Source organism: Streptomyces sp. A1277, from assembly GCF_004795015.1.
Taxonomy (GTDB): Bacteria; Actinomycetota; Actinomycetes; order Streptomycetales; family Streptomycetaceae; genus Streptomyces.
Genome location: NZ_SSBI01000076.1, coordinates 1 through 18,742, shown reverse-complemented (window position 1 = coordinate 18,742; position 18,742 = coordinate 1). Strand labels below are relative to the sequence as shown.

General features: G+C 72.9%; 13 protein-coding genes and 2 pseudogenes. 12 read left to right on the top strand and 3 right to left on the bottom strand.

What is annotated here, in order from left to right:
• Together E6R18_RS32725 and E6R18_RS32720 are read right to left on the bottom strand one after the other, a co-directional pair.
• Window positions 1-442, bottom strand: a pseudogene (locus E6R18_RS32725) (4-alpha-glucanotransferase); the annotation flags it as partial.
• Entirely contained in the window at window positions 443-697 is a 255-nt protein-coding gene (locus tag E6R18_RS32720) for a hypothetical protein (RefSeq protein ID WP_136320491.1), read from the bottom strand.
• Window positions 698-1,009: 312 nt separating this feature from the next.
• Between E6R18_RS32720 and E6R18_RS32715 the strand changes: the two are divergent.
• Window positions 1,010-4,012 (top strand): annotated as a pseudogene (locus E6R18_RS32715) (beta-N-acetylglucosaminidase domain-containing protein).
• A 60-nt stretch (window positions 4,013-4,072) separates the two neighbouring features.
• On the opposite strand, the gene E6R18_RS32710 reads toward E6R18_RS32715, so the two are convergent.
• Window positions 4,073-4,609 carry an HNH endonuclease gene (locus tag E6R18_RS32710; protein ID WP_136320490.1) on the bottom strand — a complete coding sequence of 179 codons (537 nt, stop codon included), beginning with the start codon at window positions 4,607-4,609 and terminating at the stop codon, window positions 4,073-4,075.
• Window positions 4,610-4,968: 359 nt separating this feature from the next.
• On the opposite strand from E6R18_RS32710, the gene E6R18_RS32705 reads away from it, so the two are divergent.
• From E6R18_RS32705 to E6R18_RS32655, 11 genes are all read left to right on the top strand, one after another.
• Entirely contained in the window at window positions 4,969-6,024 is a 1,056-nt protein-coding gene (locus E6R18_RS32705; RefSeq protein ID WP_136320489.1) for a mechanosensitive ion channel family protein, read from the top strand.
• A 165-nt stretch (window positions 6,025-6,189) separates the two neighbouring features.
• Window positions 6,190-7,419: an ROK family transcriptional regulator gene (locus E6R18_RS32700; RefSeq protein ID WP_136320488.1), complete on the top strand. Its 1,230-nt coding sequence runs from the start codon at window positions 6,190-6,192 to the stop codon at window positions 7,417-7,419.
• Window positions 7,420-7,490: 71 nt separating this feature from the next.
• Window positions 7,491-8,828, top strand: coding sequence for an ABC transporter substrate-binding protein (locus E6R18_RS32695; RefSeq protein ID WP_136320487.1), 1,338 nt, complete (start codon window positions 7,491-7,493; stop codon window positions 8,826-8,828).
• A gap of 10 nt (window positions 8,829-8,838) precedes the next feature.
• On the top strand, window positions 8,839-9,780 hold the full coding sequence (locus E6R18_RS32690; RefSeq protein ID WP_136320486.1) for a sugar ABC transporter permease: 942 nt from the start codon (window positions 8,839-8,841) through the stop codon (window positions 9,778-9,780).
• Between the two features lies 1 nt (window position 9,781).
• Entirely contained in the window at window positions 9,782-10,684 is a 903-nt protein-coding gene (locus tag E6R18_RS32685; protein ID WP_136205780.1) for a carbohydrate ABC transporter permease, read from the top strand.
• A 3-nt stretch (window positions 10,685-10,687) separates the two neighbouring features.
• The gene (locus tag E6R18_RS32680; RefSeq protein WP_136320485.1) at window positions 10,688-11,953 is read left to right on the top strand and encodes a 6-phospho-beta-glucosidase; all 1,266 of its coding nucleotides are present in this window, start codon (window positions 10,688-10,690) and stop codon (window positions 11,951-11,953) included.
• On the top strand, window positions 11,944-12,918 hold the full coding sequence (locus E6R18_RS32675; protein ID WP_136320484.1) for a BadF/BadG/BcrA/BcrD ATPase family protein: 975 nt from the start codon (window positions 11,944-11,946) through the stop codon (window positions 12,916-12,918). The genes E6R18_RS32680 and E6R18_RS32675 overlap by 10 nt, the downstream gene beginning before the upstream one ends.
• A gap of 412 nt (window positions 12,919-13,330) precedes the next feature.
• Window positions 13,331-14,656 carry a hypothetical protein gene (locus E6R18_RS32670; RefSeq protein ID WP_136320493.1) on the top strand — a complete coding sequence of 442 codons (1,326 nt, stop codon included), beginning with the start codon at window positions 13,331-13,333 and terminating at the stop codon, window positions 14,654-14,656.
• Between the two features lie 11 nt (window positions 14,657-14,667).
• Complete coding sequence (locus E6R18_RS32665) at window positions 14,668-15,711, top strand: glutamate ABC transporter substrate-binding protein (RefSeq protein WP_206308493.1); 1,044 nt, start codon at window positions 14,668-14,670, stop codon at window positions 15,709-15,711.
• 87 nt (window positions 15,712-15,798) lie between these two features.
• Window positions 15,799-17,133: a hypothetical protein gene (locus tag E6R18_RS32660; protein WP_136320483.1), complete on the top strand. Its 1,335-nt coding sequence runs from the start codon at window positions 15,799-15,801 to the stop codon at window positions 17,131-17,133.
• Between the two features lie 94 nt (window positions 17,134-17,227).
• The coding region (locus E6R18_RS32655) for a serine/threonine protein kinase (protein WP_168712497.1) at window positions 17,228-18,742 on the top strand (1,515 nt) is incomplete at its 3' end.

Below are 18,742 nucleotides of genomic sequence, written 5' to 3'. Positions count from 1 at the left end.
CGGCGGTGCCCTCGGCGTCGCGGTGGGCGGCCGGGGCGGCGGTGCCCTCGGCGTCGCGGGGCGCGGCGGGGGCGGCCCCGGACGGAGCGCTCCCCGGATCGGCCGGATTCGGCCCCCCGTCCGGGACCCGCATCGGGGCCGGCAAGGTCGCGTCGGCCTCCTCCGGCCGGACGGTCAGCTCCGTGCCGGGCGGCAGACCGGTCAGGGCGGAGGGCAGGGTCTCCCCGGACCACACCACCAGCGTGGCGGGGAGCACCCGGGCGCGGGCCGCCGACTCGGCGGCGGCGAGCGCGTCCCGTACCGCCTCGGGGGTGGAGGCGTCGACGCCGAGCGCGCCGAGCACGGCGACGACCGTGCCCTCGGGGACGGGCTCCGTGACGCCGGCGGACGGGGAGAAGGAGGTGGCGACGCCGTGCAGTGCGGCGAGCCGGGACAAGCCCATTCAGACTCCTGGGGACTCCGTGCCCCACGCGGCCGGTTCGCTGGTCAGCGGGGCGAGGACGGCGAGCGGGGGCTCGCTGGTCAGGGGGGTGGCCTCGGCGAGCGGCGGCTCGCTGGTCAGGGGTATGGCGTCGGCGAGCGGCGCTTCGCTGGTGAGCGGGCCGGGCGCGGTGGCGGGGGACGCGCTGATCAGCGGGGCGGGACCGGGTGCCTGTTTGGGCAGGGCGGAGAGCAGGAGCTGCGCGGTGGCGGGCATGGTGGCCTCCTGGCCGTGGAGAACAGGATGGAGCAGACCTACCCGGCGGACACCGCCGCAGACCAGGCGTTACGACAACGAGTTCAACGTGTTCCGGGTCACAATCCGTTCCCGGAAGGCCGGTTGTCCGCAAGACGTTCGCCTTTTTCGGCCATTCGGCGCTGTCTTTCGCGTGCCGCGCCGTCGCGACCACCGCGCTCATCACACCGGCTATATCGGGGCGTTTCCGTACTGATCGCCCCACGCATTGACACCCTCGCGCACGGGGTGGTGGGCTCGGGGGCCGGTGGTGGGAACGAGGGGAGAACAGGGATGCGGCTCACGCGCAGGACGCGGGCGACGGCCGTCGCCGTGGCCGTGCTCGGCGGACTGCTCTCCGGCGGGGCCCCGGCCGCCCTCGCCGCCCCCGCGGGCCCCGGCGCCACCGTCGCGCCGGACCCCGGCCGTACGCAGGACGGCGCGCTGCCCGCCGTGTGGCCGCGCCCGCAGAGCATCGAGGCCGCGGGGCAGCCGGTCGCCCTCACCGGCGACGTCACCCTTCTCGCCGACGCGGCCGCCGACCCGTACGCCGTGGACGCCCTGCGCACGGTCCTGCGGGACGCGGGGGTGCGGACCGTCCACGAGGCGCTGCCGGGCGCCGGGCCCGTGCTCAGGATCGGCGGCGAGGGGGCGTCGGACGCGTTGCGCACCCTGGGCGCGGCGGACCGCGCCGACCTGCCGTCCGGCGGCTACCGGCTCGCGACGGGCCGGGTCGCCGGGCGCGCCACCATCGCACTGGACGGCGCCGGCGAGGACGGGCTGTTCCACGGGGTGCAGACGCTGCGCCAGTTGATCCGGGGCGGCAAGGTCGCCGGGGCCACCGTCCGGGACTGGCCGTCCACCGCGGTGCGCGGGCTGACCGAGGGGTTCTACGGGCAGCCGTGGAGCCAGGAGGAACGGCTCGCCCAGATCGACTTCCTGGCGCGTACCAAGCAGAACCGCTACCTCTACGCGGCGGGTGACGACCCGTACCGGCAGGCCCGCTGGCGCGACCCGTACCCGGAGGGCCGGCGGGCCGGGTTCCGGGCGCTGGCCGAGCGGGCCCGGACCGCGCACGTGGCGCTCGGCTGGGCGGTGGCCCCGGGGCAGTCCATGTGCCTGTCCTCGGACCGGGACCTGAAGGCGCTGACCCGGAAGATCGACGCGATGTGGGACCTGGGGGTGCGGGTCTTCCAGGTGCAGTTCCAGGACGTCAGCTACAGCGAGTGGCACTGCTCGGCCGACGCGGACGCCTTCGGCAGCGGCCCCGGGGCGGCGGCCCGGGCGCAGGCCCGCGTGGTGAACGGCGTGGCCCGCCATCTGGCGGAGCGCCATCCGGGCGCGGAACCGCTGTCGGTGATGCCGACGGAGTTCTACCAGGACGGGGCCACGGACTACCGCACGGCGCTCGCCGCGCGACTGGCACCGGACGTGTAGGTCGCCTGGACCGGCGTCGGGGTCGTGCCGAGGACCATCACCGGCGGCGAACTGGCCGGGGCGCGTGCCGCGTTCCGCCATCCGCTGGTGACCATGGACAACTACCCGGTCAACGACTACGCGCAGGACCGGATCTTCCTCGGCCCGTACACCGGGCGGGACCCGGCGGTCGCGGCCGGGTCGGCGGCGCTGCTGGCCAACGCGATGGAGCAGCCGTCCGCGTCCCGCATCCCGCTGTTCACGTCCGCCGACTTCGCGTGGAACCCGAGGGCGTACCGGCCCCAGGAGTCCTGGGAGGCCGCCATCGACGACCTCGCGGGCGGGGACACCGGCAGCGGGGAGGCGTTGCGCGCCCTGGCGGGCAACAGTGCGGGTTCGGTGCTGGGCGGCGCCGAGTCGGCGTATCTGCGGCCACTGATCAGCGCGTTCTGGAAGGCGTACGCGGGCGACGACGCGAAGGCCCTCGACCGGGCGGCGAGCCGGCTGCGGGCCGCGTTCACCGACATGCGCGAGGCCCCGGGGAAGCTGGCCGGTCCGGCCGGCGGTCACCTGGGCGACGAAGTCGCGCCCTGGACCGCGCAGTTGTCCCGCTACGGCCGGGCCGGTGAGCTGGCCGTCGATCTGCTGCGGGCCCAGGCACGCGGCGACGGCGAGGCCGCCTGGCAGGCGTCGCTGGCGCTGGAGCCGGTGCGCGAGGAGATCGCGGCGGGCGGGGCGACGGTCGGCAAGGGCGTGCTCGGCCCGTTCCTGGACCGGACGCGCAAGGAGGCCCGCTCCTGGACCGGCACCGACCGGGCGGGCGGCAAGGTGACCGAGGCCCAGGGCAGCTACACGGTGCGCCTGGACCGGGCCCGGCCGCTGGAGGCCGTCACCGCGACGACCCTGCCGGACGCCCGGGCGGCGGCGGGCACCACGCTCCAGGCCCATGTGCCGGGCGAGGGGTGGCGCGCGCTCGGCCCGCTGTCGGAGAGCGGCTGGACCCAGGCGGCGGGCGAGGGGTTGCGGGCCGACGCGGTCCGGATCAGCTGGCCGGCGGCCACCCCCGTGGTCGCCGGGGCGCCGCCCCTGATCATCCCGCCGCTGGCCGGCGCGTCCGTCGGCGCGGGGACGGCCCCCGAGGTGCGGTCGCTGGTGCCGTGGTTCGGTGACGAGCCCGCCGCCCGGCTGGACCTCGCGCGCGGGGAGACGGACGCCGTGATCGGCGGCGGGCCGCAGGAGGTGCGGGCCCGGCTGTCCGGCCGCCGCCCGGCCGAGGTGCGGGGCAGGCTGACCGCGAAGGCCCCCGAGGGCATCGAGGTGCGGGTGCCGAAGCGGACGACGGTGCCGCGCGGCACCCGGACCGAGGTCCCGGTGGAGATCGAGGTGCCGGCGGACACCCCGGCGGGCGAGTACGAGGTGCCGTTCAGCTTCGGCGACGAGCGGGCCACCCTGACCGTCCGCGCCTACCCGCGCACCGCCGGCCCGGACCTGCTGCGCGGGGCCACCGCCTCCGCGTCGGGCGACGAGACCTCCGACTTCCCGGCGTCCGCCGCCTCGGACGGCGACCCGGAGACCCGCTGGTCCTCACCGCCCGAGGACGGGGCCTGGTGGCAGGCGGAACTGCCCGCTCCGGTCCGGCTCGGCCGGGTGGTGCTCGACTGGCAGGACGCGTACGCCGCGCGCTACCGCGTCCAGGTCTCCTCCGACGGCCGCACCTGGCGCACCGCCGCGACCGTCCGGGAGGGCGCGGGCGGGCACGAGTCGGTACGGATGGACGCGAAGGACACCCGCTTCATCCGTGTCCAGGGCGACGCGCGGGCCACCGAGTACGGCTACTCGCTCTGGTCCGTGCAGGCGTACGCGGTGGCCGGGGACGACTGACCGCCCCGGCCGCCCGGCCAACCGGCGACGGGGCTCCGGAGACGACGCGGGCCCGGGTTCTCAGGCTGAGATGCCGTCGATCCGGGCCATCGCGTCGTCCGCGCCGAAGGGTTGCAGATAGGGCAGCCAGCGCGGGTCGCGATGGCCCGTGCCGATGATCCGCCAGGCGAGCCCGGTCGGCGGGGCGGGCGGCTGGTGCAGCCGCCAGCCGAGCTCGGGCAGATGGCGGTCGGCCTTGACGTGGTTGCAGCGGCGGCAGGCCGCCACCACGTTGTCCCAGGCGTGCTGTCCGCCGCGGCTGCGCGGAATGACGTGGTCGACGCTGGTCGCGGCGGCCCCGCAGTACATGCAGCGCCCGCCGTCCCGGGCGAACAGCGCCCGCCGGGTCAGCGGCACCGGCCCCCGGTAGGGGACGCGGACGAACCGCTTGAGACGGACGACGCTGGGGGCGGGGACGGCACGGGTGGCGCTGTGCATGAAGGCGCCGGACTCCTCAAGACAGATGGCCTTGTTCTCGAGGACGAGGACGAGTGCGCGGCGGAGCGGTACGACGCCGAGCGGCTCGTACGACGCGTTGAGAACCAGGACATGCGGCACGGTTGATGCCTCCTTGTACGCCGGCGGCGCGTGGCTCGCGCCGGGACGATCCGATCTCAGTTTCCCCTCCTGCCTGGTCGAAGCGCCACCACGTACGGGTAACGGGCCGGAGGGATTTTTCTGCTCGCCGGGGTGCACGGGCCGTGCGGACGCCCCGGAACAGGCGCTTCCGGCGGCCTCCGCGCCCGGTGTGCGCTTCGCCACACGGCCCGGGGCCCGGCCGGGTTCCTTACCTTTTGCGTATCCCCGGGTGAGCCGCGTCTCTCCCCCCGATCACGGCAACGGAGCACCGGCGATGCCCCGTTAGTGTGGTTGTTCAGCGCTCGTCCGCTCAGCGCTTCCCCCCTGGAGGTTTCACCGTGTCCCTGTCCGTCCTGTTGGCCGCAGCCCCGTCACCCGAGCCCGGTGGCTCGCTGGACGAAGCCGCCCAGCAGGCCGGCAACGCCGCGGGCTGGGTGGAGGAGAACTGGTCCACCTGGCTGAACACCGGCCTGCGGATCATCCTCATCGCGGCCGTCGCGGTCGTGTTGCGCCACGCCGTGCGCCGTACCCTGACCAAGTTCATAGACCGGATGAACCGCAGCGCCCAGGCGGTCGAGGGCACCGCGCTCGGTGGTCTGCTGGTCAACGCGGAGCGCCGCCGCCAGCGCTCGGAGGCGATCGGCTCGGTACTCCGTTCGGTGTCCTCGTTCCTGATCCTGGGCACCGCGGCGCTGATGATCCTGGGCGCCTTCCAGATCAACCTGGCCCCGCTGCTGGCCTCCGCCGGGGTCGCCGGGGTCGCGCTCGGCTTCGGCGCCCGCAACCTGGTCACCGACTTCCTGTCCGGGGTCTTCATGATCCTGGAGGACCAGTACGGCGTCGGCGACACGATCGACGCGGGCGTCGCCTCCGGCGAGGTCGTCGAGGTGGGGCTGCGCGTCACCAAGCTGCGCGGCGAGAACGGCGCCATCTGGTACGTGCGCAACGGCGAGGTCAAGCGGATCGGCAACCTCAGCCAGGGCTGGTCCACGGCCGGCGTCGACGTGCAGGTGCGGCCCGCGGAGGACCTGGAGCGCATCCGCGCGGTGATCACCGAGGCCGCCCAGGAGATGGCCAAGGAGGACCCCTGGACCGAGCGCCTGTGGGGTCCGGTGGAGATCCTGGGCCTGGACGCCGTGCTGCTGGACTCGATGACGGTCCGGGTGAGCGCGAAGACGATGCCGGGCCAGGCCGTGGGCGTGGAGCGCGAGCTGCGCTGGCGCATCAAGACGGCCCTGGACGAGGCGGGCATCAGCATGGTGACCGGCGCCCCGGAGGAGGACCCGGGCGGCGACCCCACGGCCGGGATGGCGGCCCCCTCGGCGTACGCGTCGGCCACCTCGCCGCAGTCGCTGGCGGCGACCCCGATCCCGCCGCCGAACGTCTCGAAGTAACGCCTCCCGGCCGGGGCCCGCACGGGTCCCGGCCGGTTCTCCTTCTGCTCAGGTAACGCTTTGGTTGCCACCGGGGCGCCGCCCATTGACGCCCCGGTGGCGAGCGCCCTACGGTCCTCTCACCGAATAGGAAACTTTCCTAACAGAGGGCAGGTGGCAGAGATCATGGCCGGAACCACGCCGGGCACCCCCCGCGTTCTGCGCGCCATGAACGACCGGGCCGCCCTCGATCTGCTGCTTGAGCACGGCCCCCTCTCGCGGACCAGGATCGGGAAGCTCACCGGCCTCTCCAAGCCCACCGCCTCCCAGCTCCTGGCCCGCCTCGAAGCCGCCGGGCTCGTCATGGCCACCGGGACCGCCGCCGGACGCCCGGGGCCCAACGCCCAGCTCTACGCCGTCAACGCCTCGGCCGCCCATGTGGCCGGGCTCGATGTGAACGCCCACCGGATCGTCGCCGCCGTCGCCGATGTGACCGGCGAGACGGTCGGGGAGTTCGAGCTGCGCACCCCTGGCCGGCGCGCCGACAGCGTGGTGCGGCAGGTGACCGGGGCGCTGGAGGGGGCGGTCAAGGACGCCGGACTGACCCGGTCCGACGTGCACCGGGTGGTCATCGGCACGCCGGGCGCCTTCGACCCGGGCACGGGCCGGCTGCGCTACGCCTCGCACCTGCCCGGCTGGCACTCCCCCACCCTGCTGGACGAGCTGGCGGCCGTGCTGCCGATGCCGGTGGAGTACGAGAACGACGTGAACCTCGTCGCGGTGGCCGAACAACGGCTCGGCGCGGCCCGGGGCCACGACGACTTCGTGCTGCTGTGGAACGAGGAGGGGCTGGGCGCCGCACTCGTCATCAACGGCCGGCTGCACCGCGGCTTCACCGGGGGCGCCGGCGAGGTCGGCTTCCTGCCGGTGCCGGGGGCGCCGCTGGTCCGCCAGGTCACCAAGGCGAACGCGGGCGGCTTCCAGGAGCTGGCCGGCGCCCAGGTGCTCGCCAGGCTGGCCCGGGAACTCGGCATCGAGGACGAGGCGGCGCGCGGCTCCGGCACCCATCACGAGATCGCCGCGGCCCTGGTCGGCCGGGCCGCCGAAGCCGTGGCGGAGGACGGGGGCGAGGACGGGCCGTACGGCCGGCTGCTCGACCTGTTCGCCACCGGCCTCGCGACCGGTCTCGCCTCCATGGTCGCCGTGCTCGACCCCGAGATCGTGGTCCTGTCGGGCGAGCTGTTCTCGCGCGGCGGGGAAACGCTGCGCGGCCGGGTCGCCGCCGAGCTGGCCCAGCTCGCGGCGTCCAGGCCCCGGCTGATCGCCGGGGACGTCACCCACCGGCCCGTTCTGCGCGGCGCGCTGGAGAGCGCGCTCGCCACCACCCGCGACGAAGTGTTCGACACCTCGCGCTGACCCCTCACGCCTCCGCTTCCCCGTACACGTTCCGTCCTTTCCTGCCCACCCCTTCACCGGGAGACACCACCATGTCCGGAAACCGCCGGAAGCCGGCCGCCGCACTCGCCGCGACCGCCGCGATAGCCCTGTTCGCCTCCGCCTGTACCGGGCAGAGCAGCTCCGGTGCCAGCGATGACGCGTCCAAGGACACGACCATCACCTTCTGGCACGGCTGGAGCGCACCGGGCGAGGTGAAGGGGATCGAGGCGACGATCGCCGCCTTCGAGAAGGCGCACCCCAACATCCATGTGAAAGTCGTCGGCAACATGACCGACGACAAGATCAACCAGGCGCTGCGCGCCGGTGGTTCCAAGGCGCCGGACGTGGTCTCGTCGTTCACCACGAACAACGTGGGCAAGTTCTGCTCGTCGAAGGCGTTCGTGGACCTCAACCCGTTCCTGAAGAAGGACGGCATCGACCCGGACGCCACCTTCCCGAAGGCGATGAACGAGTACACCCAGTTCGACGGGGTGCGCTGCACGGTGCCGCTGCTGGGCGACGCGTACGGCCTGTACTACAACAAGGACGCGTTCAAGGCGGCCGGCATCGCCGACCCGCCGAAGACGTGGTCCGAGTTCGCGGCCGACGCGAAGAAGCTGACGAAGACCAAGGGCGACTCGTACCAGCAGCTGGGCTTCATGCCGAACTACCACGGCTACGAGTCCACCACCGAGCACTACCTCGGCGGCTGGAACCCGGCGTACTTCGACGCGGACGGCAAGGCGAACATCGCGAAGGACCCGGCGTTCGCCGCGATGCTGACCAACCAGAAGAAGCTGGTCGACTCGCTCGGCGGCTACGAGAAGCTGGAGAAGTTCCGGACCGGCTTCGGTGACGAGTGGGGCGCCAAGCACCCGTTCCACACCGGCCAGGTGGCCATGCAGCTGGACGGCGAGTGGCGGCTCGGCATGGCCGAGGACACCAAGCCGGAGTTCGAGATCGGCGTGGCCCCGATGCCCGTCGCCGACGACGAGGCCGACACCTACGGCAAGGGCTACCTGACCGGCACCATCGCCGGTATCGCGTCCACTTCCGGCAAGCAGAACGCGGCCTGGGAGCTGGTGAAGTTCATGACGACCGACACCGACGCGGTGGTGAACTTCGCCAACGCCATCCACAACGTGCCCTCCACGCTGGACGCGCTGAAGTCGCCGAAGCTGAAGTACGACCCGCGCTTCAAGACCTTCCTGGACATCGCGGCGAACCCGAAGTCCACCACCACCCCGCCCTCGGTGAACGGCGGCGCCTACCTGGTCTCCCTGCAGAACCTCGGCTTCGACGTCGAGAAGGGCAAGCAGAAGGACGTCAAGGCGGGCCTGGAGAAGACCGCGAAGGAAATCGACGCGGCGATCGCCCAGGCGAAGTAGAGCAGGCACGATGAGCACGTACACACTCCGTTCGAAGCGCCGCAGGTCGGCGCTTCGGACGGCGGCCTTCATGTCGCCGTGGCTGATCGGGTTCTGCGTCTTCTTCGCCTACCCGCTGATCTCCACGCTCTACTTCTCCTTCACCAGCTACGACGGTTTCGCCGCCCCCGAGTTCAGCGGGCTGAAGAACTGGTCGTTCGTCTTCAACGACTACCCGCTGTTCTGGCCGGCGCTGCGCAACACGCTGTGGCTGGTCGTGGTCATGGTGACCTGCCGGGTGGTCTTCGGGCTCGGGGTCGGGCTGCTGATCACCAAGATCAAGACGGGGACGGGCGTCTTCCGCACGCTGTTCTACCTGCCGTACCTGGCGCCGCCGGTCGCCGCCACGCTGGGCTTCGTCTTCCTGCTCAACCCCGGTACCGGGCCGGTCAACTCGATCCTCGGGGACCTCGGGATGGGGACCCCCGGCTGGTTCACCGACGCCACCTGGTCCAAGCCGGCGCTGACCGCCCTCGCGGTGTGGGGGGTGGGCGACCTGATGGTGATCTTCATGGCCGCGCTCCTCGACGTACCCAAGGAGCAGTACGAGGCGGCGGAGCTGGACGGGGCGACCGCGTACCACCGGTTCCGCTACGTCACGCTGCCGAACATCTCGCCGATCATCATGTTCGCCGTGGTCACCGGCATCATCCAGACGATGCAGTACTACACCCAGCCCCTGGTGGCCGGGAAGGTCGCCTCGGGTGTGATGGGCGGCTCGGGCCAGCAGTTCGAACCGGGCTATCCCGACAAGTCGACACTGACGCTTCCGCAGCTGGTCTACAACCTCGGTTTCCAGCGCTTCGACTACGGCTCCGCCTGTGTGGTCGCGCTCGTTCTCTTCGTCCTCGCCATGGCGTTCACCGCACTGCTGATGCGGCGCCGCAGCGGACTGATCCAGGCAGGTGAGTGACGTGGCGCAGGTTCTCGACACCCCGAAGGCCGCGGGCCCGGTGAGCGACCCCGTCACTCCGGCCCAGCGCGTGGCGCGCCGCAAGGCGCTGCTGCACTGGATCGCCGTGCACTCGCTCGGCGTGGCGGCCGCCCTCTTCTTCGTGCTGCCGTTCGTCTTCCTCCTGCTCACCTCGCTGATGAGCGACCAGCAGGCACTCACCCGTGACCTGTGGCCGCACCCCTTCGAGTGGGCCAACTACAAGAAGGTGTTCGACACCCCGGGCTTTCTGACCTGGTGGAAGAACACCCTGCTGTACGCGGGCGTGGGCACCGTCCTGACGGTGGTGTCCTCGCTGCCCGTGGCGTACGCGCTCGCCAAGTTCCGCTTCCGCGGGCGGCACCTGTCGCTGATGCTCGTCATCTCGATGATGATGCTGCCGCCGCAGGTCGTGGTCATCCCGATGTACCTGTTCTGGGCCAAGCAGCTGGACCTGTCCGGCACGCTGTGGCCGCTGATCATCCCGATGGCCTTCGGTGACGCGTTCTCCATCTTCCTGCTGCGGCAGTTCCTGCTGACCATCCCCGACGAGTACCTCGACGCGGCGAAGGTCGACGGCTGCGGCGAACTGCGCACCCTGCTGCGCGTCGTGGTGCCGATGGCCAAGCCGGGCATCGCCGCGGTCGCCCTCTTCCAGTTCTTCTACGCCTGGAACGACTACTTCGGCCCGCAGATCTACGCCTCGGAGAACCCGGGGGCCTGGACCCTGAGTTACGGCCTTGAGTCCTTCAAGGGCGCACACCACACCGACTGGAACCTGACCATGGCCGCGACCGTTCTGGTCATGGCCCCTGTGATCGTCGTCTTCTTCTTCGCACAGAAGGCATTTGTCGAGGGCGTCACACTGACCGGAGTAAAGGGCTGATTCATGAAGCTCGCAGTAGTGGGTGGCGGGTCCACCTACACCCCTGAACTGATCGACGGATTCGCCCGGCTGCGCGACACGCTGCCGGTCGAGGAGCTGGTCCTCGTCGACCCGGCCGCCGACCGGCTCGAACTCGTGGGCGGCCTCGCCCGGCGGATCTTCGCCAAGCAGGGCCACCCGGGGCGCATCGTCACCACATCGGACGTCGACGCGGGCGTGGCCGGCGCCGACGCCGTCCTGCTCCAGCTGCGCGTCGGCGGCCAGGCCGCCCGCAACCAGGACGAGACGTGGCCGCTGGAGTGCGGCTGCATCGGCCAGGAGACCACCGGGGCCGGCGGCCTCGCCAAGGCCCTGCGCACCGTCCCGGTCGTCCTGGACATCGCCGAGCGGGTCCGGCGCACCAACCCGGACGCCTGGATCATCGACTTCACCAACCCGGTGGGCATCGTCACCCGCGCACTGCTCCAGGCCGGCCACAAGGCCGTCGGCCTGTGCAACGTGGCGATCGGCTTCCAGCGCAAGTTCGCGGCGCTGCTCGACGTGACCCCCGGCGAGGTGCACCTCGACCACGTCGGGCTGAACCACCTGACCTGGGAGCTCGGGGTGCGCCTCGGCGGCCCCGAGGGCGAGGACGTGCTGCCGCGGCTGATCGCCGAGCACGGCGACGCCATCGCGGACGACCTGCACATGCCGCGCGCGATCGTGGACCGGCTCGGCGTCGTCCCCTCGTACTACCTGCGGTACTTCTACGCGCACGACGAGGTCGTACGCGAGATGGGCACCAAGCCCTCGCGGGCCGCCGAGGTCGCCGCCATGGAGAAGGAACTCCTGGCGATGTACGGCGATCCGGCGCTGGCCGAGAAGCCCGCGCTGCTCGCCAAGCGCGGCGGCGCCTTCTACTCGGAGGCGGCCGTGGACCTGGCCGCCGGGCTGCTCGGCGGCAGCGGCTCCTCGCACCAGGTGGTGAACACGTACAACAGGGGCACCCTGCCGTTCCTGCCGGACGACGCGGTGATCGAGGTGCAGGCGAAGGTGGACGCCTCGGGCGCGACGCCGCTCGCGGTGCCGGCCCTGGACCCGATGTACGCGGGGCTCATCGCCAACGTCACGGCCTACGAGGACCTGGCCCTGGAGGCCGCGCTGCACGGCGGCCGCGACCGGGTGTTCAAGGCGCTGCTCGCGCACCCCCTGATCGGCCAGTTCGAGTACGCCGACGCGCTCACCGACAAGCTGATCGCGCACAACCGGGAGCACCTCCCGTGGGCGTGAACGGTTCGGTCCTCGCGATAGACGCGGGGAACAGCAAGACCGATGTGGCACTCATCGGTGCGGACGGCACGGTGCTGTCCACGGCCCGGGGCGGCGGTTTCCAGCCGCCGGTGGTCGGTGTCGGCACGGCGGTGGATGTGCTCGGCGCGGCGGTGGAGCGGGTGCTGGCCTCGGCCGGCGTGGACACCGGGGCGGTCGCCCATGTGTCCGCCTGCCTCGCCAACGCCGATCTGCCCGTCGAGGAGGAGCAGCTGACCGAGGCGATCGGCGCGCGCGGCTGGGGCCGCACGGTCGAGGTGCGCAACGACACCTTCGCGATCCTGCGGGCCGGTGTGGACGAGCCGCGCGGGGTGGCCGTGGTGTGCGGCGCGGGGATCAACTGCGTCGGCATGGTGCCGGACGGGCGGACCGCCCGATTTCCCGCGATCGGCCGGATCTCCGGTGACTGGGGCGGCGGTTCGGGCCTGTCCGAGGAGGCGATGTGGTTCGCCGCTCGGGCCGAGGACGGGCGGGGCGAGCCGACCGAGCTGGCCCGTGCGCTCCCGGCCCACTTCGGGCTCGGCTCGATGTACGCGCTGATCGAGGCGCTGCACCTGGGCCGGATCGAGCCGGAGCGCCGGCACGAGCTGGCGCCGGTGCTCTTCGCGACGAGCGCGGCCGGCGACCCGGTCGCGCGGGCCCTGGTGGACCGGCTGGCCGAGGAGGTCGTGGCGCTGGCCTCGGTCGCGCTGACCCGCCTGGGGCTGCTCGACGAGGAGGCGCCGGTGCTCCTGGGCGGCAGCGTACTGGCGGCCCGCCACCCGCAGTTGGACGACCGGATCGCCGGTCTCCTCGCGGAGCGGGCCCCGAAGGCGGTGGTACGGGTGGTGCAGGAGTCCCCCGTGCTGGGCGCCGGGCTGCTGGGCCTGGACCACACGGGCGCGGCGCCCGAGGTGCACACCAGGCTGCGGGCGCAGTACGCCTGACGGGCCGGCAGCACAGCGGCGCACAGGGGCGTCCCGTAACCTTCGGGTGGCGGGGCGCCTTTCGCGTGAGGGAACCGATCGGTCGCCCCGGACGTGTTGATGGGTGGGGAGGACGGTCTGTCGGGGGATCGTGCCGTCGTCCGCCTTGATCAGCGACGCAGGTCTTGATCGAATGCTGTTGACTGCGGCCGGCCACGGTCGGCCGCTTCACGGGCCGGTGCTCGATCCAGACGTTCTGGATGTGGGGGCCGGTCCCTGCGGCCATACTTCTGGCCGGGTACCAGTCCCCCGATCGGCCGGGGGGCGGGCCGCCGTCAGTGACCGAGGGGGAGGTCGAGTGACACACCCGCCGAGTGTGCTCCGGGCGCCGCACAGCGCGCCGGAGCAGCCGCCCGCACCGGCGGCCGCACCCGTGCCGCCGCAGCACAGCGCCCGGGCGGTCGTGGCCGAGCGGCTGCGTGCCGCGGCGACCACCGAGCCGGGCCGCCTCCAGATCATCGGGGCCGTACTGGCGCTGCTCGTCGTGGCGTTCGGGGCGGTGACGGCGTTCGAGATCAGCGACCGGGCGGCGGCGGCCGACGACGTGGTGGAGCGCAGCCAGCCGCTCAGCGCGGACGCGGCGGGCATCTACCGCTCGCTGGCCGACGCGGACGCCGCGGCGGCGAGCGGCTTCCTGGCCGGGCCGCAGGAGCCGCGCGCGGTGCACGAGCAGTATGTGAAGGACATCGAGGAGGCGTCCCGGCTGCTGGTGAAGGCCGCGGCGAACACGGACACCGCGACGGAGTCCGGCCGCGAGATCACCACGCTCAACGAGGGGCTGCCGCGCTACACGGGCCTGATCGAGCGCGCCCGCGCCACCAACCGGCAGGGGCTGCCGCTGGGCGGCGCCTACCTCCGGTACGCGAACCAGCAGATGTCCGGCGAGCTGCTGCCGGCCGCCGAGCGGCTGTACGCGGCGGAGACCGGCCGGCTCGACCGGGACCAGCACGCCGCGCGGGCCCGGCCGTTCTTCTCGCTCGGCATCGGAATCGTGGCGCTGGCGGTGCTGTTCTGGGCGCAGCGGCGCAACTACCGGCGTACTAACCGGGTGTTCAACCACGGTCTGGTGGCCGCGACGGCGGCGGCGACGGTGCTGCTGCTGTGGCTGGCGGTGGGGCACACGGTGGCCCGCTCCGACCTGGCCACGGCCGATACGCACGGGCAGCAGCCCATGGACGTGCTCAACCGGGCGCGCATCGACTCGCTGAAGGCCCGCGCCGACGAGAACCTGACGGTGGTCGCCCGGGGCGCGGTGCTCACCGCCGACGGCAAGAACGACAAGTACGAGACGGACTACACCACGGGCATGAAGGCGCTCGGCGATGAGCTGGGCAGGGCGGCGAAGCTCGCCGAGGACACCGGCGACACCGAGGGCGGCAAGCCGGTGGCGGCGGCGGCCAAGGCGGTCACCGAGTGGCAGGGCCGCCACCGCACCGCCCGCAAGACCGACGACGCGGGCGACTACGAAGCCGCCCTGGAGCAGATCATCGGCGCGGAGAACTCCACGGGCGAGTCCTTCAAGAAGGTGGATGACGCCCTGCGCGACGCGCTCGCGCACGAGCAGAGCGAGTTCACCGAGGCCGCGCGGGACGGCCGCGGCGCCCTGGGCGGTCTGCCCGTCGGCGCGGCGGTCCTGGCCGTGCTGGGCGCGGTCGCGGCGATCGTCGGGGTCAACCGCAGGCTCTCGGAGTTCCGGTGACAGGGGAAGCGATGACAGCGAAGGACCCGAGGACGGGCCGCGGGCCGCTGCACAGGCTGCGCGGCTGGGGCGGGGTGACCGCCATGGCCGCGGCCTGCGCGCTGACGGCGTCGCTGACCGTGCTGCCCCTGTCCCACGGCGGCGACGACGTCCCCGGCCCCCCGTTGACGGGGCCGGGCGCCACGCACGCCTTGCAGACCCGGGCCGACTCCTGCACGGACCCGCAGGCGAGCCTGCGGCCCTCCGAGGTGGACGGCGACGCGGTCGAGCGCATCAAGCAGCGCGGCAAGCTCATCGCCGGCGTGGACCAGAACAGCTTCCAGTGGGGCTTTCGCAACCCGGAGTCCGGGAACCTCGAAGGCTTCGACATCGATCTGGTGCGGGCCATCGCCAAGGACGTCCTGGGCGACGGCGACAAGGTGATCTTCCGGGCGATCCCGACCAACCAGCGCATCGCCGCACTGGAGAACGACAAGGTCGACGTCGTCGTGCGGACGATGACGATCAACTGCGCCCGGCTGGAGCAGGTCTCGTTCTCCACGGCCTACTTCCAGGCCGGTCAGCAGGTCCTCGCCGCGAAGGAGGACCACTCGATCACCGGTTTCAACTCCTCGCTGGCCGGCAAGCGGATCTGCACCGCCGAGGGGTCCACGGCGTACGAGGCGCTGGAGAGGGAGTCGTTCGGCTCGGTCTTCAAGGACAAGCACGACGGCACGCCGGCCGACGAGGACCAGCTCACCGTCCCCAACCAGCTGGACTGCCTGGTGCGGCTCCAGCTGGGCGAGGTCGACGCGGTCGTCACGGACAACGCACTGGCCGCGGGCCAGGCGGCCCAGGACCCGGCCGTGGAGCTCAAGGGGGCCCCGTTCACCACGGAGTACTACGGCGTGGCCACGAAGAAGGGCGCCGACGACCTGGTGGCCCGGGTCAACAAGGTGCTGGTCGACTACCGCGCCGGTGGCGCGGACAGCCTCTGGATGAAGTCGTACCGCGACTGGCTGGCGGACGGCCTGCCGGGAATCAAGGCGCCGCCGGCGCCGAAGTACCGGGACTAGGGCGTTGCGGCCGGGCGGTTGCGGCCGGCCGGTGGCAGCACTGATCCTGCCGGGCCCCGCCCGGCAGGGAGAGCGGAGAGGTGATCGATGGGCGTCGCTGGCCCCTTCCCCAGCTACGCGGCCCGGCCCCCCGGCCCGGTCATGGACCGGGACGAGGCCGACCGCGCGCTGGCCCGGCTCGGCGCGGAGCACGAGGCGATCGAGACCTCTCTCCTCGCCCTCCAGGACCACGCCGGGCGCCGGCTCCTGGAGGGCGCCGAGCTGACCGGTGTCACCAAGGAGCGGTGGGCCGTCACCGAGCAGTCGATCACGCTGCTGTGGAGCTACTTCGACGCGTACGCGGGCGTGCTGAACGAGGCGCGCGAGGTGCGGGCCAGACGCCGCCACCCCAACCGGGACGACCTGGCGGCCCTGACCGAGCTGCTGCGCGGCCAGGGGGTCACCGTGGCGCACGCGGCGGCCGGACACGACCCGTCCGTCAGCGGTCCGGCGCGGCTCTCCGAGCGGTTCACGCTGGAGGAGCTGGTCTCCCGGATGAACGGGCTGTACGCGCGCGCCCTCGACATGGTCGTCGCCTCCGACGCCGTGTGGTCGGCGATGCCCGCCCGCATAGACCTCCTCGCCGCCGAGCTGCGCCGCACCCACTCGCTGGCGCACTCGGTGGGCGTACGGCCCGGGGAGCACCCGGCCGGCGACGACCTGGAGTCGATCGTCGAGGAGCTGACCACGCTGCGGGCGCAGGTGGTCTCGGACCCGCTGGCGTTCTGGCTGCCGGGCCCCGGGAGCGCGGCACCCGGCGGCGGGCGCCCCGACACCACGCGCTACGACCGCGCGGCCCGGGCGCTGGAGGAGGTGCGGCGCGAGGTCGAGGCGGTGCTCGCCGTCCGGCAGGACGCCGAACAGCGCCTGGTGCACCTGCGCGACGTGCTCTCCCGGGCGGACCGCACACTGGCCGAGGCCCGGGCGGCGCGCGGCGAGGTGCTGGCCAAGATCGCCGCGTCCGAGGTGCCCGTGGTCAACGGTCCGCCGACCGTGCTCCAGGAGCGCCTGGCGACCGCGTCGGAGTACCGCAGGCACGCCCGCTGGCACCGCCTCTCGCCGCTCCTGGAGACCCTGGAGCGGGAGGCGGAGGAGGAGCTGCTGCGGGCCCGGGAGCAGCTGACGGCGGTCACGGCGCCGCTGGCCGTCCGGGCGGAACTGCGCGGCCGGCTCGACGCGTACAAGGCGAAGGTGGCCCGGCACGGCCTGGCGGAGGACCCGGTCCTCATCGAGCGCTACGACGCGGCGCGCCGGATGCTGTGGAGCGCCCCGTGCCATCTGCGGGTGGCGGCGCAGGCCGTGCAGCGCTTCCAGGACGCCGCGCTGGACCTGCTGGGCGGCCGGGGGGCGCCCGGCCCGCAGGACCGGCGGGGGCACATGTGAGGCGGCCCGGGCCCGGGGAGCGCGCAGCGGGCATGAGCAGGAGTGACGGACCGTCGTGGCCGCCGAGGCGGCGGGGCGAAGAGGGGGAACGAACATGAGTACGCAGTGCCAGCGCCCCGCGTGCGAGGGCAGTTACGAGGACATGGGCGGCGGTGAGCTGTACTGCGACACGTGCGGTCTGGCGCCCGTCGTCTCACCAGTGGGGTCTCCCCTGTCGGAGCGAAGCCGAGAACTCGGGGACGGGATGGTGGGTTCGCCGCCGACCGGCATCGCGGGCGGCGGGCGGGCGAGCGGCCGGGGCAGCGGCAGCTCCTCGGCCCGCAGCAGTTCGCAGGCATCGTCGCGGGCGTCCTCGCGGTCCTCGTCGCGTTCGTCGACCTCTCGGCGCTCGGTGTCGGGGCGGCTCTCGCGGTCGCTGTCCGGCGGGACGGCCTCGCACTCGGTCTCGGTGCGCTCCTCGGCCAGGTCGACCAACGCCTCGGGCCGCAACCGGCTGGGCGCCGGCCTGGTGCAGGTGCCGGACGTGCCGCGCCCCGATCCGCGTACCGCCGTGATGGAGAACCCGGAGGTGCCCGAGCGCAAGCGGTTCTGTTCGCGTTCGGACTGCGGGGCGTCGGTGGGCCGGTCCCGGGGCGACCGGCCCGGCCGCACCGAGGGGTTCTGCACCAAGTGCGGCCACCCCTACTCCTTCGTGCCCAAGCTCCAGGCGGGCGATGTCGTCCACGGGCAGTACGAGGTGGCGGGCTGCCTGGCGCACGGCGGGCTCGGCTGGGTCTACCTGGCGGTGGACCGCGCGGTCTCCGACCGGTGGGTGGTCCTCAAGGGCCTGCTCGACACGGGTGACCAGGACGCCATGGCGGCGGCCATCTCGGAGCGCAGGTTCCTCGCCGAGATCGAGCACTCCAACATCGTGCGCATCTACAACTTCGTCGAGCACCTGGACCAGCGGACCGGTTCGCTGGACGGGTACATCGTCATGGAGTACGTGGGCGGCAAGGCGCTCAAGGAGATCGCCAACGAGCGCCGCACACCGGCCGGGAAGCGCGACCCGCTGCCGGTCGAGCAGGCGTGCGCGTTCGGCATCGAGGCCCTGGAGGCGCTGGGCCACCTGCACAGCCGCAACCTGCTCTACTGCGACTTCAAGGTCGACAACGCGATCCAGACCGAGGACCAGCTCAAGCTCATCGACATGGGCGCGGTCCGCCGGATGGACGACGACGAGTCGGCGATCTACGGCACCGTCGGCTACCAGGCGCCGGAGGTCGCGGAGATCGGCCCGTCGGTCGCCTCCGACCTGTACACGGTGGCCCGCACGCTGGCGGTGCTCACCTTCGACTTCCAGGGGTACACGAACGTCTTCGTGGACTCGCTGCCGGACCCGGACAACATCGAGGTGTTCCGGACCTACGAGTCGTTCTACCGGCTCCTGGTGCGGGCCACCGACCCGGACCCGGCCCGGCGGTTCGCCTCGGCGGCGGAGATGGCCGAGCAGCTGACGGGTGTGCTGCGGGAGGTGGTGTCGCTGCAGACGGGGCGCCCGCGCCCGGCGCTTTCGACGCTGTTCGGCGCGGAGCTGCGGGTCACCGACACGGAGCTGTTCGCCGCCCCG